The 26981-nt window shown below is 35.9% G+C and carries 23 protein-coding genes; 13 read left to right on the plus strand and 10 right to left on the minus strand.

All coding sequences use genetic code 11. From position 1 onward, the window contains the following. Positions 1-9: 9 nt before the first annotated feature. Together paaE and Q8S25_RS13650 are read right to left on the minus strand one after the other, a co-directional pair. The gene (paaE, locus tag Q8S25_RS13645; RefSeq protein ID WP_305538686.1) at positions 10-1083 is read right to left on the minus strand and encodes a 1,2-phenylacetyl-CoA epoxidase subunit PaaE; all 1074 of its coding nucleotides are present in this window, start codon (positions 1081-1083) and stop codon (positions 10-12) included. Further along, positions 1076-1669: a TetR/AcrR family transcriptional regulator gene (locus tag Q8S25_RS13650; RefSeq protein ID WP_305538687.1), complete on the minus strand. Its 594-nt coding sequence runs from the start codon at positions 1667-1669 to the stop codon at positions 1076-1078. Before Q8S25_RS13650 ends, paaE begins: the two co-directional genes overlap by 8 nt. A gap of 144 nt (positions 1670-1813) precedes the next feature. On the opposite strand from Q8S25_RS13650, the gene Q8S25_RS13655 reads away from it, so the two are divergent. The 4 genes from Q8S25_RS13655 to Q8S25_RS13670 all read left to right on the plus strand — a co-directional run bounded on the left by Q8S25_RS13655 (position 1814) and on the right by Q8S25_RS13670 (position 5255). Then, positions 1814-2737, plus strand: coding sequence for a PfkB family carbohydrate kinase (locus tag Q8S25_RS13655; protein ID WP_305538688.1), 924 nt, complete (start codon positions 1814-1816; stop codon positions 2735-2737). 181 nt (positions 2738-2918) lie between these two features. Then, on the plus strand, positions 2919-3908 hold the full coding sequence (locus Q8S25_RS13660) for an aspartate-semialdehyde dehydrogenase (RefSeq protein ID WP_305538689.1): 990 nt from the start codon (positions 2919-2921) through the stop codon (positions 3906-3908). 15 nt (positions 3909-3923) lie between these two features. After that, positions 3924-4736, plus strand: coding sequence for a hypothetical protein (locus tag Q8S25_RS13665; protein WP_305538690.1), 813 nt, complete (start codon positions 3924-3926; stop codon positions 4734-4736). A 33-nt stretch (positions 4737-4769) separates the two neighbouring features. Next, positions 4770-5255 (plus strand): hypothetical protein, encoded by a 486-nt coding sequence (locus tag Q8S25_RS13670; protein WP_305538691.1) that lies wholly within the window; start codon positions 4770-4772, stop codon positions 5253-5255. A 24-nt stretch (positions 5256-5279) separates the two neighbouring features. Here the strand turns inward: Q8S25_RS13670 and Q8S25_RS13675 are convergent, their stop codons facing one another. Next, positions 5280-5951, minus strand: coding sequence for a DUF2461 domain-containing protein (locus Q8S25_RS13675; RefSeq protein WP_305538692.1), 672 nt, complete (start codon positions 5949-5951; stop codon positions 5280-5282). A gap of 2 nt (positions 5952-5953) precedes the next feature. Then, a complete protein-coding gene (gene ligA / locus Q8S25_RS13680) occupies positions 5954-8077 on the minus strand; it encodes an NAD-dependent DNA ligase LigA (protein ID WP_305538693.1) in 2124 nt (707 codons plus the stop codon). Between ligA and Q8S25_RS13685 the strand changes: the two genes are divergently transcribed. From Q8S25_RS13685 to dacB, 7 genes are read left to right on the plus strand one after another with little or no spacing between them, the layout of a single operon-like run. Further along, positions 8078-8788 (plus strand): NUDIX domain-containing protein, encoded by a 711-nt coding sequence (locus tag Q8S25_RS13685; RefSeq protein ID WP_305538694.1) that lies wholly within the window; start codon positions 8078-8080, stop codon positions 8786-8788. Between the two features lie 43 nt (positions 8789-8831). Further along, on the plus strand, positions 8832-9707 hold the full coding sequence (locus Q8S25_RS13690; RefSeq protein ID WP_305538695.1) for a YicC/YloC family endoribonuclease: 876 nt from the start codon (positions 8832-8834) through the stop codon (positions 9705-9707). A gap of 37 nt (positions 9708-9744) precedes the next feature. Then, positions 9745-10209, plus strand: a complete 465-nt coding sequence (locus Q8S25_RS13695) for a gliding motility lipoprotein GldH (protein ID WP_305538696.1) — start codon at positions 9745-9747, stop codon at positions 10207-10209. After that, positions 10206-11177, plus strand: a complete 972-nt coding sequence (locus tag Q8S25_RS13700; RefSeq protein WP_305538697.1) for a sensor histidine kinase KdpD — start codon at positions 10206-10208, stop codon at positions 11175-11177. Before Q8S25_RS13695 ends, Q8S25_RS13700 begins: the two co-directional genes overlap by 4 nt. 5 nt (positions 11178-11182) lie before the next feature. Further along, positions 11183-11887 (plus strand): response regulator transcription factor, encoded by a 705-nt coding sequence (locus Q8S25_RS13705; RefSeq protein ID WP_305538698.1) that lies wholly within the window; start codon positions 11183-11185, stop codon positions 11885-11887. A 58-nt stretch (positions 11888-11945) separates the two neighbouring features. Further along, positions 11946-13079: an arginase family protein gene (locus tag Q8S25_RS13710; protein WP_305538699.1), complete on the plus strand. Its 1134-nt coding sequence runs from the start codon at positions 11946-11948 to the stop codon at positions 13077-13079. A gap of 10 nt (positions 13080-13089) precedes the next feature. Then, positions 13090-14424, plus strand: a complete 1335-nt coding sequence (gene dacB, locus Q8S25_RS13715; protein WP_305538700.1) for a D-alanyl-D-alanine carboxypeptidase/D-alanyl-D-alanine-endopeptidase — start codon at positions 13090-13092, stop codon at positions 14422-14424. Here dacB and mutL read toward each other — a convergent pair whose 3' ends face one another. Next, the gene (mutL, locus tag Q8S25_RS13720) at positions 14425-16275 is read right to left on the minus strand and encodes a DNA mismatch repair endonuclease MutL (RefSeq protein ID WP_305538701.1); all 1851 of its coding nucleotides are present in this window, start codon (positions 16273-16275) and stop codon (positions 14425-14427) included. A gap of 111 nt (positions 16276-16386) precedes the next feature. On the opposite strand from mutL, the gene Q8S25_RS13725 reads away from it, so the two are divergent. Continuing rightward, positions 16387-18108, plus strand: a complete 1722-nt coding sequence (locus tag Q8S25_RS13725; protein WP_305538702.1) for a M3 family oligoendopeptidase — start codon at positions 16387-16389, stop codon at positions 18106-18108. A gap of 7 nt (positions 18109-18115) precedes the next feature. Here the strand turns inward: Q8S25_RS13725 and ricT are convergent, their stop codons facing one another. The 5 genes from ricT to radA form a co-directional block, all read right to left on the minus strand. After that, complete coding sequence (ricT, locus tag Q8S25_RS13730; protein ID WP_305538703.1) at positions 18116-19420, minus strand: regulatory iron-sulfur-containing complex subunit RicT; 1305 nt, start codon at positions 19418-19420, stop codon at positions 18116-18118. Between the two features lie 35 nt (positions 19421-19455). Next, positions 19456-20655 carry a hypothetical protein gene (locus tag Q8S25_RS13735; protein WP_305538704.1) on the minus strand — a complete coding sequence of 400 codons (1200 nt, stop codon included), beginning with the start codon at positions 20653-20655 and terminating at the stop codon, positions 19456-19458. A 76-nt stretch (positions 20656-20731) separates the two neighbouring features. Continuing rightward, a complete protein-coding gene (locus tag Q8S25_RS13740; protein WP_305538705.1) occupies positions 20732-21265 on the minus strand; it encodes a glutathione peroxidase in 534 nt (177 codons plus the stop codon). Positions 21266-21314: 49 nt separating this feature from the next. Next, positions 21315-22016 carry a ComF family protein gene (locus Q8S25_RS13745; protein WP_305538706.1) on the minus strand — a complete coding sequence of 234 codons (702 nt, stop codon included), beginning with the start codon at positions 22014-22016 and terminating at the stop codon, positions 21315-21317. Between the two features lie 76 nt (positions 22017-22092). Then, the gene (gene radA, locus Q8S25_RS13750; protein WP_305538707.1) at positions 22093-23466 is read right to left on the minus strand and encodes a DNA repair protein RadA; all 1374 of its coding nucleotides are present in this window, start codon (positions 23464-23466) and stop codon (positions 22093-22095) included. Between the two features lie 431 nt (positions 23467-23897). Between radA and Q8S25_RS13755 the strand changes: the two genes are divergently transcribed. Beyond that, the gene (locus Q8S25_RS13755; protein WP_305538708.1) at positions 23898-26975 is read left to right on the plus strand and encodes a TonB-dependent receptor; all 3078 of its coding nucleotides are present in this window, start codon (positions 23898-23900) and stop codon (positions 26973-26975) included. The last annotated feature ends 6 nt before the right edge of the window (positions 26976-26981 follow it).

Genomic DNA, 26981 nt, shown 5'->3' on the forward strand with positions numbered 1-26981 from the left:
AATTATTGGTTATTTAACATCAAAATCAATTAATACTTTTTCTGTGCGTGGATGAGACTGACAGGTTAATATAAAACCATGTTCAATTTCTTCCTGCTCTAATCCATAATTCACATCCATATCTACTTCGCCTTCTACCAATTTAGCCTTGCAGGTACAACATACACCTCCTTTACAAGCAAAGGGTAAATCGGCTCCGTGTTTTAGTGCTGCATCTAAGATACTTTCTCCTTCAAACCCTAAATCAAATTCAAAAGTTATGCCATCTTGTTTTACAGTGATATGGCTTTTTACTTCTTTTTTAGTGCTTGAAATTTGGCTAGTTGCTTTTTTTATTTTAGCACCCGTAGTAAATAATTCAAAATGAATTTTTTTGTTTTCTACTCCGCTTTCTTCTAACGCTTTTTTAACACCAAAAATCATTTCTTCGGGGCCACACAAAAAGTATTCATCAATGCTAGCAGGTTGTAGAATGGTATTACAAAGTTGTTGAAACTTTTCATGGTCTATTCTACCAAAATGAATGGGTGCATCTGTTTTTTCTCTAGATAAAATATATACAATGCTGAATTGGCCCATGAATTTATTCTTGAGCGATTCCAATGCTTCTTTAAAAATAATGCTATGCCTATTCCTGTTTCCGTAAACTAAGGTGAAGTGGCTGAGTGGCTCGGTTAATAGGGTTGTTTTGATAATCGATAAAATGGGAGTAATGCCACTCCCTGATGCAAATGCAACGTATTGTTTTTTGTTATCGGCATTTAATTCTGTATAGAATTTACCCAACGGCGGCATCAATTCTAATTGAATGCCTGCTTTCAATTCTTCGTTGGCCCAAGTAGAAAAAATTCCTCCAGGAACTTTTTTTACCGCTACCCTTAATTCATTATCTAAAGGGCTGCTGCAAATTGAATAAGATCTTCTTATTTCTTCTCCATTAATTGGAGTCTTAATGGTGATGTATTGGCCTTGTTTAAAGGCAAATGCAGTTTGTAGCGCAATAGGTATATCAAACGCAATTGAAACGCAGTCTGCAGTTTCTTTTCTTACTTCTTTAACAGTTACAGTTTCAAACTTAGACATTCTTTAATCCTCCCACTAAAATGGTAATCATATTATTGGTTAATTCTTCTGCGTTAATTTTTTGGGTAGATCTATGCCAACTTTCAATACCACTGATGGCATGAAGTATAATCAACACTGCTGTGGGAGCATCAATCAATTTTATTTCCTTGTTTCTAATACCCGTTTCTATAATTGCTGCGAATCTTTTTCGATACATTCTTCGTTGATTCTGAAAATTAGAAAGGTAAGGGTCCGATAGATGCTTCCATTCTCTATCACTTACATACACTTCTTCATAATGTTTCACCATTTCGTTAATATGAAAGCGAACCAGCTCTTCCACTTTTGTTATAGAGTTTGTTTTTTTAGATTCTACTTCATCCATATGCTGCATGAATCGGTTGGCAACTCCAAAACACAATTCGTGTAATAACTCTGTTTTTGATTTAATATGGTTATACAAGCTTGCTGCTTCTACACCCACCGCTTCTGCTAGGTCGCGCATGCTGGCTGCTTTAAATCCCTTTTCTCTAAATAAAGAAGCTGCTTTGCTAACAATAACATCTTTCCTGCTACTATTCTTTTCTATTTTTATTCTGGCCATGGTACGAAGATAATATACTAACATATGTTAGCAAAGAAAATAGTCAATTAATCTAGTTTTGTTAGTTTTTTAATGCTTTTGCCCCATTTGGCTTGGGTTATCCGATAAACCATTAATTTCGCTGCCTTATCATAAAATCAATATATGTCTTTAGTAGTTGTTGGATCTATGGCGTTTGATGCCATTGAAACTCCCTTTGGGAAAAGCGATAAAATTATTGGTGGTGCAGGAACTTATATTGCCTGGTGCGCTTCTAATTATACCCCGGTTAAGCAAATTTCTGTTGTAGGGGGAGATTTTCCTCAGGCAGAGCTAGACATCCTTACAGAGCGTGGAGTAGACTTAGAAGGAGTACAAATTAAAAAAGACGAGAAGACCTTTTTTTGGAGTGGTCGTTACCATATGGACATGAATACCCGTGATACATTAGACACACAGTTAAATGTATTAGGAAGTTTTGAGCCCGTGGTTCCAGATAGTTACCAAGACTGCGAGTTCTTAATGCTCGGCAACCTTGCTCCCTCCGTACAAAGAAGTGTTATTGAGCAATTAAAAACCAGACCAAAGTTGATTGTGATGGATACCATGAATTTCTGGATGGAAATTGCTATGGACGATCTAAAGCAAACTTTAGCAATGGTAGACTTATTGATGGTGAATGATAGTGAAGCACGTGAGTTAAGTGGTGAATATTCTTTAGTAAAAGCAGCTGCGAAAATTATGCAGATGGGCCCTAAATATTTAATTATTAAGAAAGGGGAGCATGGTGCATTATTATTTCATGGCAATAAAGTATTCTTTGCGCCCGCATTGCCTTTAGAAGAAGTATTTGATCCAACTGGTGCGGGAGATACATTTGCTGGTGGCTTTATTGGTCATATTGCAAAAACCAAAGACATTTCATTTGAAAATATGAAGACCGCTATTATTGTAGGTAGTGCAATGGCTTCTTTTTGCGTAGAGAAATTTGGTACACAACGTTTAAGAGAAATTAATAAAGCAGATATTGATTCAAGATTAGACGAATTTGTACAGTTGGTCAATTTTGATATTCAGTTGGGAAATTAATTGAAAGCTAGTATATTCGTTTCTAGATGACAATGATTAAAAATATAAAACGTAACAAAAAACCACGCTAGGCGGAAGGTGTTTGTATGTTTTTAACTGATTCATATTAACGGGCCTTCCAAATTTGGGAGGCCTTTTTATTTAACACTAAAACTCCAAAAAGGAGACAGGGGGGAACAAAATGAAAGTAGCAGTAGTAGGCGCAACAGGATTAGTTGGAACCAAAATGTTGCAGGTATTAGCAGAAAGAAATTTTCCGGTTACTGAAATAGTCCCGGTGGCTTCAGAAAGATCAGTAGGTAAGGAAGTGAGCTTTAAAGGTAAAGCATATAAAGTAGTTAGTATGGCGGATGGAATTGCTGCAAAACCTGCTGTAGCTATATTTTCTGCCGGAGGTGGTACTTCTCTTGAGTGGGCTCCACAATATGCGGCAGCCGGAATTAGGGTGATTGATAATTCATCTGCATGGAGAATGGACCCTACTAAAAAATTAGTGGTACCTGAAGTGAATGCTTCTGTTCTTACCAATGAAGATTATATTATTGCTAATCCCAATTGCTCTACCATTCAGATGGTGGTTGCATTACAGCCATTACATTTAAAGTATAAAATTAAACGCGTGGTGGTTAGCACTTATCAAAGTGTTACGGGTACAGGTAAAAAAGCAGTAGACCAACTGTTTAATGAGCGCAAAGCAGTAGAAGGAGAAATGGCGTACAAATATCCCATTGATTTGAATGTAATTCCTCAAATTGATGTGTTCTTAGATAATGGATACACCAAGGAAGAAATGAAAATGGTATTGGAAACCAATAAAATTATGCAAGACAATTCAATACGTGTTACTGCAACAACGGTTCGTATTCCAGTAGTGGGCGGTCATAGTGAAAGCGTGAATATTGAATTTGAAAATGACTTTACGGTAAATGAAGTAAAAAGTTTATTGGCTGCTGCACCAGGAGTAGTGGTTCAAGACGACTTGCCTAATCAAATTTATCCAATGCCACTGTGGGCGCATGAAAAAGATGAAGTTTTTGTTGGTAGAATCAGAAGAGATGAATCTCAAGACAAAACTTTGAATATGTGGATTGTAAGTGATAACCTAAGAAAGGGAGCCGCAACTAACGCAGTGCAAATTGCAGAGTATATGTTGGCAAATGGGTTATTGTAATACACAATTTATTTGATGAGAATAATTCAATTGATATTATTGCTGTTCATGGTTGGATGCATTGGATGCAAACGTCAGTTGTACTTGCCATTAAATAAATCAGCAATATCAAAAAAAACAGGCGAACAGTTTTATATAGATGCGCTTCGTATGCAATGGAAGCAACGTGATTCATTTGCTGTGAAAGAAATACTTGCAGGAAATGTTCCAACATTTCTTTTGAAATTAATTCCCATCAATGTATCAGCAATAGACTCTGCTACGGGAAAGGTAAATCGGGCAACTTATTATGTTATGCCCGATTACCTTAGTGTAGGCAACAGTAACAATTGGGCCCGAATTCCACTTACTCCTATTGCGGCTCAGTTGATTGCAGATAGTTTGAAATGTTTTTTGCCTACACGTAAAATGGTGAATGATATCTATGAAAATGCAGTAGTAAAACTTACTCCAATGCCCATGTATATTCATCGCGACAGTACTATAACTATGTGGCAGCATCATTTAATTATTGAAGGGCAGCGCAAGCAACAAAAGGGATTGATTGCAGGCATTAAAAAAGATGTGGTAATTAGTGATCTCATTACAAGGTCTTCTAAAACAAATAGAGTGGCCATTTATGGATGGCATATGCTTAATGGACAACCCATACAACCCTTATATACTGGGCATATTAACTGGTATGTAGATTATAGTCATGGCATTCGTTTGGTGGCAAGGAAAATAAAAGTAAACGGGAAATGGATGGAATATGCAAAAGTAATGGAACACCCTATCCTCAAAAAACTCTTAACAGATGAATCAGTTGGAGACGTTATTCGATATTGAATTATTTAATAAATTGAGTACAATATTTTTTTAATGAGAGCAATTGTATATTTTATTTTATTGATTTTGGGCATCAGTTGTACTGGTATTGAAAACAAGCAAAATGAAACAAAAGTGGATAGCGTGGTAATTAAAGTGCCAACTGTTTCTGAGAATAGGGAACTTCCATCTAAAAAACCAATTGCAGCTTACGCTTTGCCTATTGATGATGGAATAGGTAATGTAAATAATTGGAAATTTGCAGTGAATATTTATGAAACTGCCAAGACCTTTGAATATAAGGTTCAAATACAATACAAAGAAATCAGGGCAACTGAAATGATAACGATTCCCAATTTTGGTATTGATCCAGTCGTTTCTATAAAACCAGGAAAGTCTTCTCTAGACTGTATTATTGGCTTCAATGATACCAAGGGTTTGTTTAAAGAATATATTCAGGTGAGCGTTAAAAACGAACAACTGAAGTTTAAGAAAATCAATAGTTATGCGGTTGTCAAATATAAAACAGTGATTAAATAAATGGCAATAACCCTTTGTAATAGATTAATCTTCCATTGCTGTGTTTAAAAATTGTAATAAGGGTTGCATTGCGGTAAAGCAAGTGATGATCTTTTTGATTAATTTTTTATCGGTGAGTTCTTCATCCGTTACTGGTACGGAAACAATAAAATTTTTTAATTTAATGTAGTCAATTGCAGGATTGTCTTTTTCATATCCCTTAGGTTCTCTTATTAAAGACATACCCTCTTCTCTTGAAAGGTCTCCAAAGGTTTTCTTAAATGATTTATTTTCTAAAATGCCTTTAAACGCTGACCAATTGTAGTCAATTTCTTGCCTTACTTTTTTTATTTGATTTGGTTCGCCGCCATACAACCCGCCTCCAATAAAGCTTTTGCCCCCTGGTTCGCAATGAAAATAATAGCCTGCTAGCCAAGACTTTTTTCCACCTTTTACAAAATAAGCTGCCATATTATTTTTATATGGGTCTTTGTTTTTACTGAATCGTACATCTCTATTGATTCTGAAAATACAATCCTTATAGGTGAGCAAGCTTAAGTCTTGGTCGAATTGACTGGTATTTGCTAAAATTTGATTGACTAATTCGATGAAGTTTTCTTTTGCTGCTTCATAATTATCTCGATGTTGGTTAAACCATTCTCTGGAATTATTCTTTTTTAATTTGGCTAAGAATTGAAGGGTTTTTGGATCTAACATTTTTATGGATTAATCAGGTTGATGAATTCTTGTTCTGTAATGATTTTAATGGTATTTATTTTTTTAGCCTTTTCTAGTTTGCTTCCAGCATCTGCACCCACTACTAGATAGTTTAATTTGCTGCTTACCCCACCTAATATGCTTCCACCTGCTTCTTCTACCATTGCCTCTGCTTGTGATCTTTTTAGTTGTTCTAATGTTCCAGTAAATAAAAAACTTTGGCCTATTAAATTTCCACTTGTATTAATTTCTTTTTTACTGTTTTCTAATTGAAGACCTAGTTCAGCTAATTCCTGCAGCATTGCAATATTCTGAGGATTTCCAAAAAATCCTTGAATACTCTTAGCAACCTTAATTCCTACGTCCTCTAATTGTAACAGCTCCTCTTCGGATTTGTTGCTGAATTCTAATAAGTGAGATACAGCATTGGCTAAGGTTTTAGCTGTTGTTTCACCCACGAATCGAATACCAAGTGCATAAATTAATCTGTAGAGTGGTTGTTGTTTACTTGCTTCAATGGCTATTTGCAAGTTCTCAATCGATTTTTTCCCAAAACCTTCCAATTGTGTGAGTGCATTAAAGTTTAATCGGTAAATGCTTGGAATATCCTTTAGCAAACCCATTTCATAAAACTTTCGAATATTGGCTTCTCCGAAACTTTTGATATCCATGGCATCCTTACTTACAAAGTGGACCATTTTTTCTACTACTTGTGCAGTGCATTCTATATTGATGCACCTCCAAACAGCTTCTCCTTCTTCTTTAAATAATTCACTATTACATACAGGACAATTTGTTGGAAATACAATGGTAATTTCATTGCCAGTTCTAATATCTGGTAAACTTTTTACAATCTGAGGTATTACATCTCCTGCTCTTTCAATTAAAACCTGATCTCCTTTTTTTAAATCCTTTTGTTGTATATAATCTTCGTTGTGTATAGAAATACTGGATACTGTAACTCCTCCTAAAAATACTGGTTTTAGTTTTGCTACAGGGGTAACTGCCCCAGTTCTTCCTACCTGAAATTCTACGTCTAATAAGGTGGTAGTTGCTTGTCTTGCTTTAAACTTAAACGCGATGGCCCATCTGGGATGATGGGAAGTCATTCCCATTTTTTCTTGTTGTTGAATGTTGTTTACTTTAATGACCATGCCATCAATTTCATAAGGGAGCTCGTCTCTTTTGGCTTCGTAGGCTAAACAATAATCAATAACACCTTGGATGCCTTTAACTACTTTCTTTTCTTCTTTGGGAGACCTGAAACCCATATCCCATAATAAGTCTAAACTGCCTGCATGGTTATTTAGTTCTGGGGAATGTATAGCTGTTTTATAGGTAACATAACTAACATGGTATAAAAATGCATCTAAATTTCTTTCTGCTACTTCTTTGGGATCTTTCATTCGAAGGCTTCCTGAAGCTGCATTTCTAGGGTTGGCCAAACCAGGTAACCCTTGTTCCATTAATTTTTGATTGTATTTTTCAAAAGCAGCTTTACTTAAAATCACTTCCCCTCTTATTTCTATTTGATGTATGCCTTTACTTGAGAATGGGGCAGATAAGGGTATTGATTTTATCTGACGAATATTTGGAGTAATGTTTTCACCAGCAACCCCGTCTCCTCGGGTAATAGCTTTAATTAATAAGTCGTTTTCATAAATTAAGGAAATACTAGCGCCATCAAATTTTGGCTCAACACAATATTCAATTTCATTTTCTTTTGTTAATTCTCTCGCCTTTCTATCAAAATCTATAAGGTCTTCTGCATTGTAGCTATTGTCTAGACTAAGCATTGGAACCAAGTGTGGCGTTGTTTCAAATCCTTGATTTAAGCTATTCCCAACCCGTTGAGAAGGGGAATCTGGGGTAATTAGTTCAGGATGGGCTTGTTCAATCTTAATTAATTGCTGGTAAAGTTGGTCGTACTCATAATCTGAAATAAGTGGGTTGTTTAATACATAATAACGATGTTCGTGATATTTTAAGAGGTCCTTTAATTCATCAATCTTTTCTACAGTATACATAAATGGTTCTTGAGCTGTAAAGATAGAAATTACCACACAACCCTTAACTTCGTGTATTAACGACGCAATTGCCGGAGTATACTCCAAATGTAAGACCATATGAAGAAAAATTCCGCTAAAGCGGTACATCACTTAGTGGATACATATCCCAAAGTACCGCTAACTGTAGACTGTGTCATTTTTGGCTTCGAGGAAAGTAAGCTAAAAGTATTGTTGATTAAGAGCGATTTGGCTTTTTTTCAAGGAAAACTATCATTATTGGGAGACTTTGTTAAAAATAATGAAGACCTAGACGATGCCGCTTATCGGATTCTAAAGGAGCGCACAGGCATGAATAATGTCTTTTTAGACCAAGTAAAAGTTTTTGGTAAACCAGACCGACATCCGGGTGGTCGGGTAATCACAATAGCTTATTGTTCCTTATTGAATATTCAACACCACGCACTTAATATTCATGAAAATGAATTAGACTGGTACGACTATGATACATTAAAAGAAATGGCATTTGACCATTTAGAAATAGTAGAAGAATGCCATAGCTGGTTGCAAAAAAGGATTCAGGAACATCCATTAGGGTTTAACTTATTGCCAGATAAATTTTCGTTAAGAGAGCTGCAAAATTTATACGAAGCCATTTTAGGTGTTTCTATGGACAGAAGAAACTTTAGAAAAAAGTTTGCTTCTATGGACTTATTAATTGATACCAACGAAATGGAACAAGACGTATCTCATAGGCCTGGAAAACTGTATCAGTTTAATTTTGATAAGTACGAAAAAAAGAAGCGTAAGTGGATAGGAATCGATTTTTAGTATTTCTGCCAATGTTCCTTTACTTTTACTCAAACACTATAGTATGCTATATTCAATGACTGGTTACGGCAGAGCAGAACAATCCATTGCTGATAAAAACTTTTTGATTGAAATCAAATCATTGAATGGTAAGCAATTTGATTTAAGATTGAATATCCCTTCTTTGTTAAAGCCGTATGAATTTGAAGTACGAAATAATTTAAACGAGGGTTTGCAACGCGGTAGTGTAGAGTGCAATATTTCCATAAAAATGAATGGTGCAAGTAAACCTGTTACCATTAATACTGATTTAGCAAAAGCTTATTTTCAGCCAGTTGCGCAACTAGCGAACGAGTTGGGCTTAGAAACAGGCGATATCTTAAGTACTATTTTAAAATTACCCGATGTAATTACGCCTTCAACAGAAATGCTTACAGAGGCGGAGTGGATTAGTTTTGAGAAATTATTAAAAGAGGCAATTGCTCAATTGAATAATCATAGAAAAGAAGAGGGTAAATCTATTGAAGCAGATTTGTTGGTAAGGCTAAATAATATTGAATCTCAGCAAGCATTAATCTCCACATTAGAACCGCTTAGAAGAACAAAAATAAGAGAGGGGTTATTGAAGGTATTAGAAGAGAATGTGGGTAAAGAAAACTACGATCCTAATAGGCTTGAACAAGAGTTAATTTATTACATTGAAAAAATTGATATCAGTGAAGAGCAGGTTCGGTTAAACAACCATTGTGCCTATTTTAGAACCATTTTGGCGGAAGAGGGCATTTCAAAAGGGAAGAAACTCTCTTTTATCTTACAAGAATTTGGACGCGAAATAAATACAACTGGTTCCAAAGCATATGATGCCAATATGCAAAAAGCAGTTATTTTAATGAAGGATGAATTAGAGAAAGCCAAAGAGCAGATTTTGAATGTTCTATAATAATGACTGCTTATGTATCTTTACTAAAATAATTCATGTGAGAATTTATATTGGTATTTTCCTGAGTTTACTGCTTTTAACTAGTTGTGAATCGAATGGTGTTTTTGAAAAGACTCATTTTTTCCCAACCCATAGTTGGGAGTCTTCTACAAAACCTTTTTTCAAGTTTACAATTACCGATACTGTTTCCTTATACCATATTTATGCTGTGGTTCGTCATGAAGATGCATATAGATACAATAATTTATGGGTAAAATTTACCACCCAATCTCCTGGGGATACTGTTAAGTCTCAATTACTTAATTTAAGATTAGCTGATAATAAAAAAGGTTGGCAAGGTGTAGGGATGGATGATATTTTTGATCATAGAATTAGAATAACTCAAGCTCCTTTAAAGCTAAGGGCAGGCAATTATAGCTTTGGTATTCAACAAGCCATGCGTGAAGACCCGCTGCCACATATTTTAAATGCAGGAATCAGGGTAGAAAAAATTGCAAAATGAGAACGCTTAAACCACCCAAATTAGCTGTAGTAACTTTTGTTTATTGGTTTCTGCTTTTATATATGATTGCCGCATTGGCATGGTGGTTTATTGCACTTGAAAAACAAAATGGTGTAATGACTGCCATTCGGGTATCGGAACTCTTAAAAGACGATCCTCTTTATCTTGAAAAGCTAACTACTATTCAAGATATGAGCAATCGAAAAACGGCTCAATATATTGGCGAGGGTATTACTTTTTTAGCATTAATATTGGTTGGAGCAGTTTATGTTTACAGAGCTACCAGAAGACAGTTGAAGTTTTCCGCACAGCAGCAAAATTTCATGATGGCCATTACCCACGAATTGAAAACGCCAATTGCTGTTGCACAGCTAAATTTAGAAACTTTACAAAAAAGAAAACTAGAAGAAGACAAACAACAGAAATTGATTGCTAATACATTGCAAGAAGCAAATAGACTTAATACACTTTGTAATAATATACTTTTTACTTCTCAACTAGATGCTGGCGGCTATTCTGTAAACTTTCAAGAACTTAACCTTACAGATGTTGTAGAAACATGTGTTGACGATTGCAAAAGCCGATTTCCAGAAAGAGTTATTACAGAAGCAATTGAAGAAAACAGGTTAATGCAAGGAGACCCATTTTTGTTACAAATGTTGGTGAACAATCTTTTAGAAAACGCCTTGAAATATTCTCCAAAGAATATGCCTATTCATGTATCGCTTACTTTTTTGGCAAATAAAACAGTGTTGTCCATTGCAGATTTAGGTCAAGGGATTGCAGATCAAGAAAAGAAAAAAGTATTTGATAAGTTCTATAGAAGTGGTAGCGAGAATACCCGAAAAGCACAGGGAACTGGTTTAGGACTTTATTTGTGTAAAAAAATAGCGGAAACCCACAATGGCTACATTTCTGTGACAGATAATCAGCCAAACGGGAGTATTTTTACTGTACTATTCAAATAACAATAATGACAGCCGAAAAAGCCAATATACTTGTGGTAGAAGATGAACTTAATTTGCACGAAGCACTTAAGTTGAATTTGGAAATGGAAGGCTATGAAGTTACCTCTGCTTTCGATGGAAATGAAGCCCTTAAGAAAGTAGAAAATGCTTACTTTGATTTAATTATTATGGATGTGATGCTTCCAGAGTTAGATGGCATTAGTGTTACAGAAAGTATTCGTGTTCATAACAATGAAGTTCCCATTTTAATGTTGAGTGCAAAAAATGCACCTGCAGATAAAGTACTAGGCTTAAAAAAAGGAGCTGATGATTATTTAACCAAGCCCTTTAATCTAGATGAATTATTAATAAGGGTAGCTAAACTAATTGAGAAAAATAAACGACTACAAGTAAAGGAGTCAATTGGTGACCACTATCAATTTGGAAAAAACCTAATAGACTTTAAAGCACAGGACGCCATCACATGGAACGGATTAAGGGTTGATTTGAGTAAGAAGGAAGCCATGTTGCTGAAGCTTTTAATAGAAAATAGAGGAGAAGTAGTAACCAGAGAAAAAATTCTACAAGTAGTTTGGGGGTACAATGTTTATCCAACTACTCGTACTATTGATAATTTCATTTTAAGCTTCCGAAAATACTTTGAAGAAGATAGTCGTAATCCGGTATACTTTCATTCTGTAAGAGGTGTTGGGTATAAATACACAGACTAAGGCTTAATTGCAATAATCCTAGTTACTTATTCGTTATGAGGGGTACAAAATCGTGCCCATGTCTCTAGCATCTTTACTTGACTTTCTTGAACCCATTAACCTTGCTGAAATTTCTAATGATGAGGGTTTTAAAGACACCCAAATTGGTAAACATATTTTGGTACATGAGGAAGAGTTGCCAGATATATCCGATGCCGATTTAGTAATAGTAGGATGTGGTGAAATGAGGGGTATGGGTATGCAATACACCAATACTGATGCTCCCAATAAAGTGAGAGCGCAGTTTTACAAATTGTATTATTGGCATACTGAAGTTACCGTAGCCGATTTAGGTAATATCAAAATTGGCGCAAGCTTACCAGATAGTTACGCTGCAGTTAGGATGGTAGTAAGTGAATTGTTGCAGATGGGCAAAAAAGTATTGATTCTAGGAGGTTCACACGATATCACCACCCCGCAATATGCAGCATACGGCTCACTGAATAAAATTATTGATGCAGTAACAGTGGATGCTAGAATAAACTTAGACATGGATAGCCTAGAACCCGCTGATATGTTTTTAGTAGACATGTTTACAGGCATTCCTAATCACTTAAGGCACTATACGCATATGGCTTTCCAAAGCTATTTCATGCATCCAAATATGCTGGAAACTATTAATAAGTTAGGCTTCGATTGTTATAGAGTAGGCAGGGTAAAAGAAGCAATTGAAGAAATGGAACCTGCTATCAGGAATAGTGAGCTAGTAAGTTTTGATATTGAAGCCATTCAATATGCACATGCCCCATCAAATAGAGTTACTCCAAATGGATTAAATGGAGAAGAAGCATGTACACTTATGCAATATGCAGGCATGAGTAGTATTTGTAACTCAATTGGAATATATGGATACAATGTTGTCAATGATTCCCACGAAATGACTGCCATACAACAGGCACATATGATTTGGTATATTATTGATGGAATACATAGGGGAAAGCAGGAGGCCGATCTTGAAAATAAAACAGAATTTAATGAATTTACCATGGCATTTGCTGAAGTAGAGACTTCCTTTTTGCAAAGCAAAAGAACTGGTAGGTGGTGGATGCAATTACATGATGGCAAATATGTAGCTTGCAGCTATAAAGATTATATGATTGCTTGTAACAACGATATTCCAGAGCGTTGGTTACGAGCAGTTGAACGAAGCTAATAAATACCCTATGCAAAAATTTTTCTATTTCGCTTCAGTATTATTTTTTGCCAGCTCTTGTAAAGTACAAAAGTCTGTTCAAACTATTCAACAAGCTAGCTCAATTGAGCAACAGGCTAAATCTATTATTTTAGACAAACCAGAATTGTTACCTGCGCATGTAGGAATCAGTTTGTTTAATCCTGCTAGCGGAAAGTATCTATATAATTATCAATCGGAGAAATATTTTATTCCAGCAAGCAATACCAAGATATTTACTTGTTATGCAGCAATGAAAAACCTTGGTGATAGTATTGTTGCATTTGAATATTTGCCCGACGATGAAAATATTGCACTTAGATTCACAGGAGATCCTAGTTTTTTACATCCTGATTTTGAAGATCAGTTAGCTTTTGATTTTTTAAAAGCCAATGCGCCCAAAATTACTGTAGTTGCACCAAGGTATAATGCTACTGCGTTTGGTAATGGGTGGGCGTGGAACGATTACGATGCCGACTATTCTCCAGAACGTTCTCCTATGCCCATCTATGGCAATTTGGTTTATTTTGGAAAAAAGGGAAATCGTATTACAGTAACACCTAAGGCATTCAAAGATTCCTTGGTTATTTTTTCAAGTACAGAAGATGGGCGTTATGCTATAGACAGAGATAAAGACCAGAATAGCTTTACCGTAGTAAAAAGCAATCGAGTATTTAATGGAGCTGTTATACCCTTTGTAGTTAAAAAAGAGATGGATCAATTAATGATACCATTGTTAGAAGATACGTTGAATAGGGTACTGAATTACGCCAATGCGGTGGCTATTGATCAACCTAATTGGAAAAAATTCTACTCTCAGCCAACTGACAGTCTGCTAAAAATCATGATGCATCGCAGTGATAATTTTTTTGCAGAACAAACATTACTGATGGTGGGAAATGAAAAGATTGGCATGATGGATGATTCTAAAATTATTGATACTTTATTAAAATCAGACATGTTGGGCATGCCACATAAGCCAAGATGGGTAGATGGAAGTGGTTTAAGCAGGTACAATATGATGACTCCTCAAGATTTTATTTGGGTATTAAATAAAATGAAACAAGAGCAACCATGGGAAAGAATTAAAACAATTTTCCCAACTGGTAATACCGGCACTTTGGGTGGTCTATACAAAGGGTATGAAAATAAAATATTTGCAAAAACAGGCACACTAACCGGACATGTAGCTTTAAGTGGATTTATTATTACCAATCAGGGGAAAGAATTGATTTTTTCTATCATGGTAAATGCACACCAATCTGCAGCAGGTACTATTAGAAAATATGTGGAGCAGTTTTTAACAACAGTAATTAACGAAAACTAATTAACGCTCAAATAATTGCTCTAAATAATTTCCCTTGTATTCAATGTAGGTAGGCTTCCCTGTAGGGGTAATATTGGGTGTATTGCATTCAAATAAAGCATTTACCAAGCCAGCCATTTCTTTTTGATCTAGTGTTAATCCTGTTTTGATTGATTGCTGTTTTGCCATACAACGAACTAGTTTTTCTTTTTTGCTAAAATTGATTTCGCTATTAAAATGCTTAAACTGTTCTATTAACATTTCAATGGCGTGCTTTTCATTGCCTACAACAATATCGGCAGGGGTTCCTTGAATTACAAATTGATGCTGTTCATCTTTTTCAATTTGATATCCAATTAATTGAAGATCGGGCAATAACTCTTGAAGTAAAACACTATCCGAAGCTGCCAAATCTAAAGGGATGGGGAATAAACTTTTTTGTGTAGGGGCTTGTTTAGAATGGACTGCCTGACTATATAGTTCATACAATACTCTTTCATGGGCTAGTTGTTGGTGAACCAATAAAAATCCTGTTTGAGTGGTAGCAATAATATAGGTTTGTTGTAATTGTAAATAGTGTTGTATTTGTGGAATATTCAATAATTTTCCACCAGTATACTCCTCTTCTAATACGGGTTCACTTGAAAATCCGCCAATCGTTCCCGATGAATCTGTTTGTTCACTGGGCTTAAAAAAATCTTTCCAACTTTTCAGTTCAGATTTATTGCTAGGCTCAATAAAATGCGCTTGGTGTTTTTGAGAAAATGTTTTGTATAAACTAGATGAAACTGCAGCTTCCTGATCATTTCTTGTGAATGGTTTACTCACTGCATCCAGTCCCTGTATATCTGCATTCAAAGAGAAATCTAAAGAAGGCGCAATACTAAATTGTGCCAATGCATGTTTTACTGCGGCCTGAACAAAAGCATAAATTATTTTTTCATCCTCAAATTTTATTTCTTGTTTAGTAGGATGAACATTGATATCTATTTGAGTAGGATCTAAATCAATGTACAATACATAACTCGGAAAACTGTCTTTAGCAATCATTCCTTCAAATGCTGTATTTACTGCATGATTTAAGTAAGCGCTTTTGATAAATCGATTATTTACAAAAAAGTATTGATCGCCCCTGGTTTTTCTGGCAGTTTCAGGCTTACCTATAAATCCAGCAATATTCATGTAGTCGGTTTCTTCTAAAACATTTACCAGCTTTGCATTATAGCTATTTCCTAAAATTTGAACAATTCTTTGTTTATGATTACCCGATTCTAAATGGTAAACTTCTTGACCATTGCTATTTAAGGAGAAAAATATTTCAGGATAAGCCATTGCAACCCGAATAAATTCATCCATGATATGCCGCATTTCTGCTGCATTACTTTTTAAAAAATTTCTCCTCGCAGGAACATTAAAAAATAAATTCTTCATGCTGATGCTGGTACCTTCTGGGGCAACACATGCTTCTTGCCGAATAATTTTACTATTCTCTACTTCAACAAGGGTACCTAATTCGTCGTCTGCTCTTTTTGTTTTTAATTCTACTTGAGCTACTGCTGCAATAGAGGCCAATGCTTCTCCTCTAAAACCCATTGTTTTGATTTTAAATAAATCATCAATATGGCTAATTTTACTTGTTGCATGTCTTTCAAATGCCATCTTCGCATCTTCGGCACTCATTCCTTTTCCATTATCAATTACCTGAATCAATGCTTTACCTGCATCATTCACCAATAATTTGATTTTGGTGGCTCCGGCATCTACTGCATTTTCTAATAGTTCTTTCACCGCACTGGCAGGTCTTTGAATAACTTCACCTGCCGCAATTTGGTTGGCTATATGATCGGGTAATAAATGAATGATATTGCTCACTATAAAAGTCGTTCTACTATATTGTACAAATGAATAAAAGTTTGTAAAAATAAGATTCCTACTCCATCTGCAAGGAAGAGTTAAGTAAATTTGCACTCAAATTAATTGAATATGCATCCAAAAGCCGCTATACAGAAGATTCCACGAACATTATTATCCGCAGATTATACCGTAACAGATTGGAACGGCTTGGAGCCCTTTTTTAAAGAACTAAGTGAAAGAGCTATAACTAGTAAGGCCGAATTAGAGGATTGGTTGGCCAATTTAAGTGAATTAGAAGCAGTAGTAAGCGAAGATGCCTGCTGGAGACAAATTAAAATGACTTGCGACACTACCAATAAAAGTTTAGAAGAGGCATTTACTTATTTCTGTATGGAAATTCAACCCAAATTGCAACATTATGCCGATACGCTCAATAAAAAACTAGTGAACTGTCCTTTCACTGCAGAGTTAGATCAGGCTGCATATCATACTTATTTGCGTTCGGTTAAAAAGAGCATTGAATTATTTAGGGAAGAAAATATTCCCATTTTAGCGGAATTAAGTGTTCTACAACAACAATACGGAGCCATTGCTGGTAAAATGACTGTTGAAGTAGAAGGTAAGGAGTATACTTTGCAACAAGCTGCTAAGTTTTTGGAAAGCAGTGACCGAAAAGTTAGAGAGGCTGTTTATTATAAAATTCAGGAAAGAAGAAAGCAAGACGAGCAGCCCATGCACGAATTGTACAGTTCATTAATTGCTAAGCGTCACCAAATAGCTATTAACGCAGGCTTTGAAAATTATCGAGATTATAAATTTAAAGAGCTGGGCCGATTTGATTATACCAAAGAAGACTGCTTTCAGTTTCATGATGCAGTTAAGCAATATGTACTCCCATTGGTGAATGAAATATATAATCGGAAAAAGGAAAAGCTACAGTTAGATTCGCTAAAACCATGGGACACTGAAGCAGAACCCGCTGGCACAGCACCTTTAAAACCATTTACCACGGGCGAAGAATTGTATGAAAAAACCGTAAAATGTTTTGATCAACTCAATCCTTTTTTTGCAGACTGCTTGCGCAAGATGAAAGAGATGAATCATTTTGATTTAGAAAGTAGAAAAGGCAAAGCCCCAGGGGGATACAATTGCCCATTAGCAGAAAGTGGTGCGCCATTTATTTTTATGAATGCAGCTGGGCAAATGAGCGACGTTACTACCATGGTGCACGAAGGTGGTCATGCAGTTCATTCTTTTCTGGCACATCCCTTAAAATTGTCTGCCTTTAAAGAGTACCCAATGGAAATTGCTGAAGTAGCTAGTATGGCAATGGAATTATTTAGCATGGATCATTGGCAGGCATTTTTTGACAATGAAGCCGATTTAAAGAGAGCCAAAGAGCACCAATTAGAAAGAACCATCACTATTTTTCCATGGATTGCTATCATTGATCAATTTCAACATTGGGTATATGAACACCCGCAGCATACTGTAGAAGAAAGAACGAATGAGTGGATGCGTATTTTAAATGATTTTTCTACCAATAGCATTGATTATACAGGCTTGGATGAATTTAGAAAAATAGGATGGCAAAGACAATTGCATTTATTTGAAGTACCGTTCTATTATATTGAATACGGAATTGCTCAATTAGGGGCAATTGGGTTGTGGATGCAATACAAACAAAACCCCAATAAGGCATTAGAAAATTATATGAATGCCTTGAGTTTGGGCGGTACTAAAACTTTACCTGAATTATATAAAGCAGCTGGGTTAGAATTTAATCTAACACCAGCTTATATTAAAACTTTAATGGAATTTGTAAAGACCGAAATGGATCAACTTAAGTAAAATTGGTTTATTCGGGCTTAGGCCCAGCTGGTGGATTATTGCCTTGAGCCGGTCTAGGTGGTCTATTTTGTTGAGGGCCTCTTGGTCCACGTGATTGTTGCGGATTATTTTGCTGCGGTCTACGTGGGCCTTGATTAGGACCACGCTGAGGACCGTTCCCCTGTGGTCTATTTTGTTGAGGTCCGCCTTGATTACTTCTTTGTTGATCCCTTCTTCTTCTATCGTTTTTCTCCAACGATTTCAAACTGATTTGGCCAACCAATTCAACAAATGCAGGTTCAGCTTCTTTTTGTTTGCTGTTTACAATTTCAACAGCTTGTAATTCATCTACACGCTGTCCTTGTTTATTCAATCGTTTAATTTCTTTAACTCTATCTATGGTTAATGGATAATGCTTGGTATTATTTGGAAGAATATACCACATTAAATTTTTGAAAATATCTTTCTTAATTAAATGCGCAGTACCCATTGCAGTGTCTAGTGTATCTGCGTAATCAGGGAATTGTTGTAATGCATCTAAATAAGTATCTAACTCATAATTTAAGCAGCATTTCAATCTTCCACATTGACCACTCAATTTAGTTTGATTGATTGAAAGATTTTGATAACGTGCAGCAGTGGTATTAACACTTTTGAAGTCGTTTAGCCAAGTACTACAGCATAATTCTCTACCGCAAGAACCAATTCCGCCTAATTTGGCAGCTTCCTGACGAATGCCTATTTGCCTCATTTCTACTTTAATCTTAAAGTCGCCGGCAAAAATTTTAATCATTTCACGAAAGTCAACTCTATCATCTGCGGTATAAAAGAAAGTACCTTTTTTACCATCCGCCTGAATTTCTACTTCACTCAATTTCATTTGTAAATTCAAACTACGAGCAATAGTGCGGCTTCTGGCCAATATTTCTTTCTCTCTGCTTTTACTTATTTCAAAGCTTTCAATATCTCTGTCTGTACTCTTACGTAGAATCTTTTTGATTTCTGGGCTAAACTCGTCTACCTGTTTTTTCTTCAGCTGCATACGAACCAATTCGCCAGTAAGACTTACTTCGCCCACATCAAAACCACTAACCCCTTCAACGGTTACGTATTCTCCTTTCTCTAAATATTGTAAGGTGGTATTTCTAAAAAATTCTTTTCTGCTTCCTTGTTTAAAGCTTACTTCAACAATTCTGCAGTTACTTTCAGGATCGCTAAAAGGCAAATTCATTAACCAATCGTGCACGTTTAAACGATTACATCCACCCGTGCTGCAGCCTCCGTTACTTTTACAACCATTTGGCTTCCCCGTTCCACAAGATCCACATCCCATATATATATAATAATAAGAAGTTCTTTAATAGGTACCTATTTACTCAAAATTAGGGTTTTGTTCTGAATGATATGGTATAGTTTAATAGTGAGTGCCTGAAACAGCATTTTAGCGTGAGCATTGCGTTCTATATAGTAAGCGGCTTTGTCTAGCTCTTCTATAATGCATTCTTGTTGACTAACAGAGGCAATTTTATTGAGTCTTTTGGCAAAGTCTTTTTCAGGTTCACCTAGTTTAACCAAATCTTCTCCAATTACCCTAATACGAATACTCTGTTCTAATAAATGATTAAAATAGCGTAAGAACTGTTTTTGTTTCTCTCTCCCCAGTCTACTGATTTCGTCTATAAATTTAAGCTGAGCAGCAGGACCAGTTTTAAGCATTGCATTTAACCATTCTCTAAGCAATGACTGCCAGTCTTCATCGCCATGCTGTAATAATTGTAAAGCTTCTCTATAGTTGCCTTCACATATACCGGTAATCTGCCGGGCAGTTTCTTCGTTGGCTTTAGCTCGCTCAATTAAGGCTTGTTCAATGTCTTTGTCATCAAGAGCAGGAATTCGAACCAACTGGCATCTGCTTAAAATAGTTGCCAGCATTTGTTCTTCGTTCTCGGCTACTAATAAAAAAATGGTATTGGGTGGAGGTTCTTCAATCAGTTTCAATAATTTATTTCCTTCCTTGCCTAAGTATTCAGGCATCCACACCAATAATACTTTGTATTTACTTTCAAAACTCTTTAAGCTAAGCTCTCTTATAATTTGATTACACTCTTCGGCAGTAATATTTCCTTGCTTATTGTCTGCACCAATACTTTGTAACCAATCGTACACATTTCCGTAAGGCATTGTTTGTACAAAACTTCTCCATTCTTCAATATAATCTGAACTAATAGGTTTATCGCCCGATTTACGAGGAATCACGGGATAAGTAAAATGCAAATCGGGGTGCACCAGTTTGTCTGCTCGTAAATAAGCAGGTTCATTGGCTATTTGATTTGGGTCAATAAAAGCTGGGGCAGGTGCCAAAGCGGTCATTCCACCAAACAGATCTTCCACCACAGGGGCTTCCGCAGGAAGACTTACAATATATTGCGCAAAAGCCATTGCCAACGGAAGTCCACCAGCACCTTCCTTAGCAAGAAACAATAGGGCATGGCTAAGCCTATTGTGCTCTACCATTTCAACTAAATGTTGTTTAATGGCATCATGACCTATTACATCTGAAAAAAGCATTGATTAAAATAAAGTAGTACACAAATAAAAAAGAGAATGTGCTAACATTCTCTTTTTACAAAAATAGTTGAATAAACTACTTTACAAATTTTAATATTTCATCGCTATCAGGCTTTACTTTGCTTGGGAAGTATTGTAATAACTTGCCATTTTCATCTAGTAAAAACTTACCGAAGTTCCATCCAATTTCAGCGTCTAATACACCATTTTCTGCTTTGGAAGTAAGCCATTTGTAAATAGGGGCCATATCGCTCCCCTTTACACTTACTTTACTGGCTAAAGGAAAACTAACCCCAAAACGTGCCTTACAAAAATCTTGAATTTCAGTGTCGCTACCTGGCTCTTGACCACCAAAGTTATTTGCAGGGAATCCTACGATTACCAATTTGTCTTTATACTGATCGTACACTTTTTGTAAAGCTTCATATTGAGGGGTATAACCACATTTAGATGCAGTATTCACCACCAAAATTTTCTTGCCCTTAAAGGAAGAGAAATCAATTGTTTTGCCTTCAATAGACTTTACTTTAAAACTATGAATACTATTTACACCTGGGAAACTGAATGCACTAAGCATAATGAAAGCAGCAATGGAAAGGATATATTTCATGACTTTTTATTTATACAACGAATGTAAGTGGAATTTGTTTAGCTAAATGTTAAACGGTGTATGCAGCAGTGGCCACACTTACAGTAGTACCTTCAACTTGAAGTATAGCTCTTGCACAAGCTTCTAAACTGGCCCCAGTAGTAATTACATCATCAATTAGTAAGATATTTTTATTTTTTATCATATTTGGTTCCGATGCCCAAAAAGCCTCTTCCATGTTTTTCCATCGGTTCAATCGATTGCCCTGGGTTTGACTACTGGTATATATAACCCTGCTAACGGCTTGAGTGCAGCGTTTTTTTGGCCAGACCTCTGTAATCCCCTCACAAATAATGCTTGCTTGGTTATAGCCCCGTTGAAACTCCTTTTTTGGGTGCAATGGTAGTGGAATTAATAAATCAATATGGTTAAAACGTTCAGATTGCCGCAATTCTCTTCCCATGAACCGACCTAAAAAACGTCCTGCAGAAAGGTTGTTCTTGTATTTTAATTGGGCAATTAAGTGTTGAACCAGCCCAGATTTATAAAAATAGAAGCTCGATCCTCCTGCAATCAGCGGAATTCTACCTGCAAAAACCTGCTCAACGGGGTTGTTTGAATGGTCAAAAAAATGAGTTATTGGAAGTGCATTATTACATGCAGCACATAGGAATGCATTAGTATGAATATAGTCGGCACCACAGCCACTACAAATATGAGGGAAGAATAACTGTTGAAACGCGCTGATATATGTATTAATTGATATTGCCATGATGTTAAACTAGACAAACCAATAAATAAAAATGGAAGTGAAACCCGAAAAGGAAAAAGTTTTTTAACGGAGGGTATTAAAAAAGCTGTTGATATACTTCATCTACTCTACTCAATGCAATCACTTGAATAGAGAATGCTTTAGGGTCAAAACTTTTTTTATTGAATTTAGAAACAATAATTTTTTCGAATCCTAATTTTTGAGCTTCTGCAATTCTTTGTTCAATTCTATTTACTGCTCTAATTTCTCCATTCAATCCAACTTCACCCGCAAAGCAAATATTTTTTGGAAGTGGGTTGTCTTCATACGATGATAATAATGCACATATTACTGCAAGATCTATAGAAGGGTCTTCTATTTTTATTCCACCAGCAATATTTACAAACACATCTTTTAAACCAAATTGAAATCCACCTCTTTTTTCTAATACAGCTAATAATAATTGTAGTCTTCTTAAATCAAAACCAGTAACTGTTCTTTGTGGCGTTCCATAAACACTTGGAGTAACTAATGCTTGTACTTCAATTAATAAGGGGCGCATTCCTTCTAATGCAGCAGCAATTGCACTACCACTTAATACTTCTTCTCTTTGTGCAATTAATATTTCTGATGGATTAGTAACCACTCTCATTCCAGCCCCACTCATTTCATATATACCTAGCTCAGATGTAGAGCCAAAGCGGTTTTTAAGCGTTCTTAGTATTCTATAAGCATAATGTCTATCACCTTCAAACTGTAATACAGTATCAACCATATGCTCTAATATTTTTGGCCCTGCAATAGCTCCATCTTTGGTAATATGACCAATTAAAAAAACTGGTGTATTAGTTTCTTTTGCAAAGCGTTGAAATGATGCTGCGCATTCTCTAATTTGAGTAACAGTACCTGCAGAGGAATCAATTAAATTAGATTGAATGGTTTGAATTGAATCTACAATTACTAATTCTGGTTTTAATTTTTTAATTTCTTTAAAAATTATATTGGTATCTGTTTCAGTTAGCAAATAAAAATTGTCGTTACTAATTTTTAGTCTATCTGCGCGCATTTTTATTTGTTGCTCACTTTCCTCTCCACTGATGTATAAAACTTTTAATTGTTTTATTAAGAGTCCGTTTTGTAAAAACAAAGTACTCTTTCCAATTCCTGGTTCACCAGCAACTAATACCAAACTGCCAGGAACAATTCCTCCACCTAACACTCTATTTAATTCTGCATCACTTGTAACAATTCTTTTTTCCTCTTTAAAATCGATATCGCTTAGCGCAATTGTTTTGTTGGTCCGTTTTTTTTCAGGATAGTCTTCCCAAGTAGTTTTTTCTTTTGCATCACCACTCTGAATTATTTCTTCCGAAAAAGTATTCCATTGATTACACGATGGACATTTTCCAATCCACTTGGTGCTTTCATATCCACAATTGCTACAAAAAAAAGCGGTTTTAATCTTGCTCATAATTGAAAATATAAGGGACTTTTCAGGGAGATATTTAAAACGCAAAAGGGCCAACAATGATGTTGACCCTTTTACTTACTAACCCATTAAATTCTACCACTAAATTACCAAAATAGGCCAAACTGCAAAATTAATTTTTGTTCACACGATCTATTTTCTGCGCTGTTGAATCTTTAAGATAATTGAATATCAATTAAATACAAGTAAGGCAATAAAAATATATAAAAAAATTCTATTCATAAATCTTTTGCACGTAACTTTTTAGAAATTGATGGGCTATTGATTTTAAAACCTAAGATCTTCTTTAAATGAATCAACTAATTCTTTAACAAACTGTAAAAAAAACCATTAACAATTTCTTTACAAATGAAATTTGTGTTATTTTAGGGCTTCATTGGTTTGTTAGCCAATGGTGAACTAAAAAACTAATTATGAGAAAAAAACTGCTAGTAGGGCTTTTTGCCCTCTTCTGTGTTGTGGTGGCTCATGCACAAACAACTGTGTCTGGTAAAGTTACCGACGCAGCAAACGGGGCTCCTTTGGGTGGCGTAACCGTAAAAGCAAAAGGTACAGCTGTTACATCGGTTACTGGTGCCGATGGTGCTTACAGTATTAAAATCACTTCAAGTGTAAAAACATTGGTATTCTCTTATGTTGGATACAGTGATGTAGAAGCTCCTGTTAGAGGAACAACGGTAGATGTTGCTTTAAATTCAGCTGTTTCTAACCTTAGTGAAGTAATTGTTACAGGTTTTGGTGGCGCTCAAATTAAAAGAGAAGTTACCGGTAACATTGCTCGTGTAAAAGGTAAAGACATAGAATACATGCCAACCCCAAGTGTGGATGCAGCTCTTCAAGGAAAAGCTGCTGGTGTATTTGTAAATAGCCAATCTGGTAAATTAGGTCAGGCTGTAACTGTACGTGTAAGAGGTAACTCTTCAATTAGTGCCAATAGCCAGCCTTTATATGTATTGGATGGTATTCCAATGACTTCGAATAGCCAAAGTTCTTACGGTGGTGCAACCAATCCATTGGTAGACCTTAACCCGAACGATATTGAGTCTATTGAAGTATTAAAAGATGCATCTGCTGGAGCCATCTTCGGTTCTCGTGCTGCAAATGGGGTAGTATTAATCACCACTAAAAAAGGTCGTGCAGGTAAAACTCAGGTAACTTTCAACTACCAAACAGGTGCTGCTGAAGCAACCAAGCGTTTGGCTATGTTGAATTCTGAAGAATATGCAACCCTTATTTTAGAAGGGGCTAAATACCGTGATGATTTAGATGGTACACCAATTACTGATCCTAATAGCTGGACCGCTTATGTTAAGGACGGTGTTATGGATTATTACAGCTATGGCAATTGGTCTAAAGATCCAAAGAAAACGTATGACTGGCAAGACGCAGTTTTTCAAAAAGCCCCTTATAGACAAGCTGATTTGCAAATCAGAGGTGGTACTGATAAAACCAAGTTTTTCTCTTCATTCCAACATTTAGAGCAAACCGGTACCATGGTAGGTAATGAATTGCAAAGAACAACAGGCCGTTTAAATATTGACCAAAAAGTAAACGACTGGTTAGATATGGGGGTTTCTTTAAGCCTTTCAAGAACCTATAACAGACGTTTACCAGATGATAACGCATTCTCAAATCCTTTGCAAGCAATTGCATTGATGCCAATGAATCCTTTTACCGATCCTAATACAGGCTTGCCTTCTGGCACCCCTCCTGGAGATGTAAATATTCCATTGTACTATAATCCAATTTTGACTGTAAACTATGCTAAGTATACGCAAGATGTTTACAGAACATTTGGTAACGCTTATATTAAAGCTTATTTGGCAAAAGGTTTAACATTCCAAACTGAATTTGGAATGGATTATTTAAGCCAAAACGAGGAAGGTTATTTCCAAAATCAAACCGTTAGAAACCAAACCAGAGCTTCTGCAGGTTTAGGTTCTAATAGAGGTGCATTTGTTACCAACTATAATACACAATCATACTTTAATTATAGCACTGTAATTAAGAAGCACAATATTAGTGCTACTTTAGGTACCCAGTACCAACAGTCTCAAGCTAAGTATAACTTTACAGAAGGTACTGCATTCCCATCTAACTCATATCAGAAGATTGCAAGTGCTGCTACCATTTCAAGTGGTAGTTCTTCTCAAACAGATTTCAGGTTCTTATCTTATTTCTTAAGAGGTAACTATACTTTCGACGAAAAGTACATTGTTGCAGCTAGTGCGCGTATTGACCAGTCTTCTAGATTTGGTAAAAACTCAAGATCTGGATTCTTCCCGGCAGTTTCTGCAGGATGGATCATGAGTAATGAGAAGTTTTTACAAGACAGCAAAATCTTTAGTTTCTTAAAATTACGTGCTAGCTATGGTATCGTAGGTAATGCGGAAATTGGAAACTTCCCTCAATTGGGTCTATTCTCTGGAGATGCTGGTTATGCAGGTGCTGCGGGTCAGCGTCCTTCTCAACTTAGAAACGATAACTTAAAGTGGGAAACTACTAAACAGTTCGACATAGGTATCGACTTCGGTATTTTGAATAACCGTATTACCGGTGAAATTGACTACTATGTTAAGAAAACCGATGGTTTATTGTTGAACGTTAATATTCCTGCAACAACTGGTTTCAATAGCCAAGTTAGAAACGTAGGTAAGTTAGAGAACAAGGGTTTTGAATTTGTATTAAATACCCAAAACTTAATTGGTGCTTTCAAATGGGGTACCAGCTTTAATATCGCTCGTAACATTGGTAAAGTAACCGATATTCAAGGTCAAATTATTGAGGGCGGTATCAGTAGTATGAACCGTGTGGAAGAAGGCTATGCAGTAGGCGTATTCTACACACCGCAATACGCTGGAGTTGATCCTGCAAACGGAAACGCTTTATTCTATTTAAATACCAAGAATGCGGATGGTTCTTTAAATAAAGGAACAACAAGTATTTATTCTCAAGCACAGCGTATAGTAGCGGGAGATCCAAACCCAGATTATATCTTAGGTATTACCAATACTTTCTCTTACAAAGGATTTGATGCATCAATTTTCTTTAATGGTGTATTGGGTAACGAGAACAATATTTATGGTATGGGTAGATACTCTTCTGCAAGTATGTTATACGAAGACAACAACACTGCAGATCAGTTAAGAAGATGGCAGAAGCCTGGTGATATCACCGATGTTCCTCAAGTACGTTTGTACAGAGTGAATGGCTCTCAGGCAAGCAGCCGTTATATAGTTGATGGATCGTATATCCGTTTAAGAACAGTTTCTTTGGGTTATACTTTCAATGCAAAGCAATTGTCTAAATTTAAAATCGAGCGTTTAAGATTGTATGTATCGGCTCAGAACTTGTTAACCTTTACCAATTACACTTATTGGGATCCTGAAGTTAATGCTGACTCTTTCGATTCAAACATTGCTAAAGGAAACGATTTCTATACATCACCACAACCAAGAACTATTTTATTTGGTGTGAACGTAGGTTTTTAATTAATT

It is taken from the genome of Sediminibacterium sp. (assembly GCF_030695065.1).
Taxonomy (GTDB): domain Bacteria; phylum Bacteroidota; class Bacteroidia; order Chitinophagales; family Chitinophagaceae; genus Sediminibacterium.

Coding starts and splice junctions, on each gene's coding strand:
- paaE (WP_305538686.1), bottom strand. CDS start 1,083: ATGTCTAAGTTTGAAACTGTAACTGTTAAAGAAGTAAGAAAAGAAACT.
- Q8S25_RS13650 (WP_305538687.1), bottom strand. CDS start 1,669: ATGGCCAGAATAAAAATAGAAAAGAATAGTAGCAGGAAAGATGTTATT.
- Q8S25_RS13655 (WP_305538688.1), top strand. CDS start 1,814: ATGTCTTTAGTAGTTGTTGGATCTATGGCGTTTGATGCCATTGAAACT.
- Q8S25_RS13660 (WP_305538689.1), top strand. CDS start 2,919: ATGAAAGTAGCAGTAGTAGGCGCAACAGGATTAGTTGGAACCAAAATG.
- Q8S25_RS13665 (WP_305538690.1), top strand. CDS start 3,924: ATGAGAATAATTCAATTGATATTATTGCTGTTCATGGTTGGATGCATT.
- Q8S25_RS13670 (WP_305538691.1), top strand. CDS start 4,770: ATGAGAGCAATTGTATATTTTATTTTATTGATTTTGGGCATCAGTTGT.
- Q8S25_RS13675 (WP_305538692.1), bottom strand. CDS start 5,951: ATGTTAGATCCAAAAACCCTTCAATTCTTAGCCAAATTAAAAAAGAAT.
- ligA (WP_305538693.1), bottom strand. CDS start 8,077: ATGGTCTTACATTTGGAGTATACTCCGGCAATTGCGTCGTTAATACAC.
- Q8S25_RS13685 (WP_305538694.1), top strand. CDS start 8,078: ATGAAGAAAAATTCCGCTAAAGCGGTACATCACTTAGTGGATACATAT.
- Q8S25_RS13690 (WP_305538695.1), top strand. CDS start 8,832: ATGCTATATTCAATGACTGGTTACGGCAGAGCAGAACAATCCATTGCT.
- Q8S25_RS13700 (WP_305538697.1), top strand. CDS start 10,206: ATGAGAACGCTTAAACCACCCAAATTAGCTGTAGTAACTTTTGTTTAT.
- Q8S25_RS13705 (WP_305538698.1), top strand. CDS start 11,183: ATGACAGCCGAAAAAGCCAATATACTTGTGGTAGAAGATGAACTTAAT.
- Q8S25_RS13710 (WP_305538699.1), top strand. CDS start 11,946: ATGTCTCTAGCATCTTTACTTGACTTTCTTGAACCCATTAACCTTGCT.
- dacB (WP_305538700.1), top strand. CDS start 13,090: ATGCAAAAATTTTTCTATTTCGCTTCAGTATTATTTTTTGCCAGCTCT.
- Q8S25_RS13725 (WP_305538702.1), top strand. CDS start 16,387: ATGCATCCAAAAGCCGCTATACAGAAGATTCCACGAACATTATTATCC.
- ricT (WP_305538703.1), bottom strand. CDS start 19,420: ATGGGATGTGGATCTTGTGGAACGGGGAAGCCAAATGGTTGTAAAAGT.
- Q8S25_RS13735 (WP_305538704.1), bottom strand. CDS start 20,655: ATGCTTTTTTCAGATGTAATAGGTCATGATGCCATTAAACAACATTTA.
- Q8S25_RS13740 (WP_305538705.1), bottom strand. CDS start 21,265: ATGAAATATATCCTTTCCATTGCTGCTTTCATTATGCTTAGTGCATTC.
- Q8S25_RS13745 (WP_305538706.1), bottom strand. CDS start 22,016: ATGGCAATATCAATTAATACATATATCAGCGCGTTTCAACAGTTATTC.
- radA (WP_305538707.1), bottom strand. CDS start 23,466: ATGAGCAAGATTAAAACCGCTTTTTTTTGTAGCAATTGTGGATATGAA.
- Q8S25_RS13755 (WP_305538708.1), top strand. CDS start 23,898: ATGAGAAAAAAACTGCTAGTAGGGCTTTTTGCCCTCTTCTGTGTTGTG.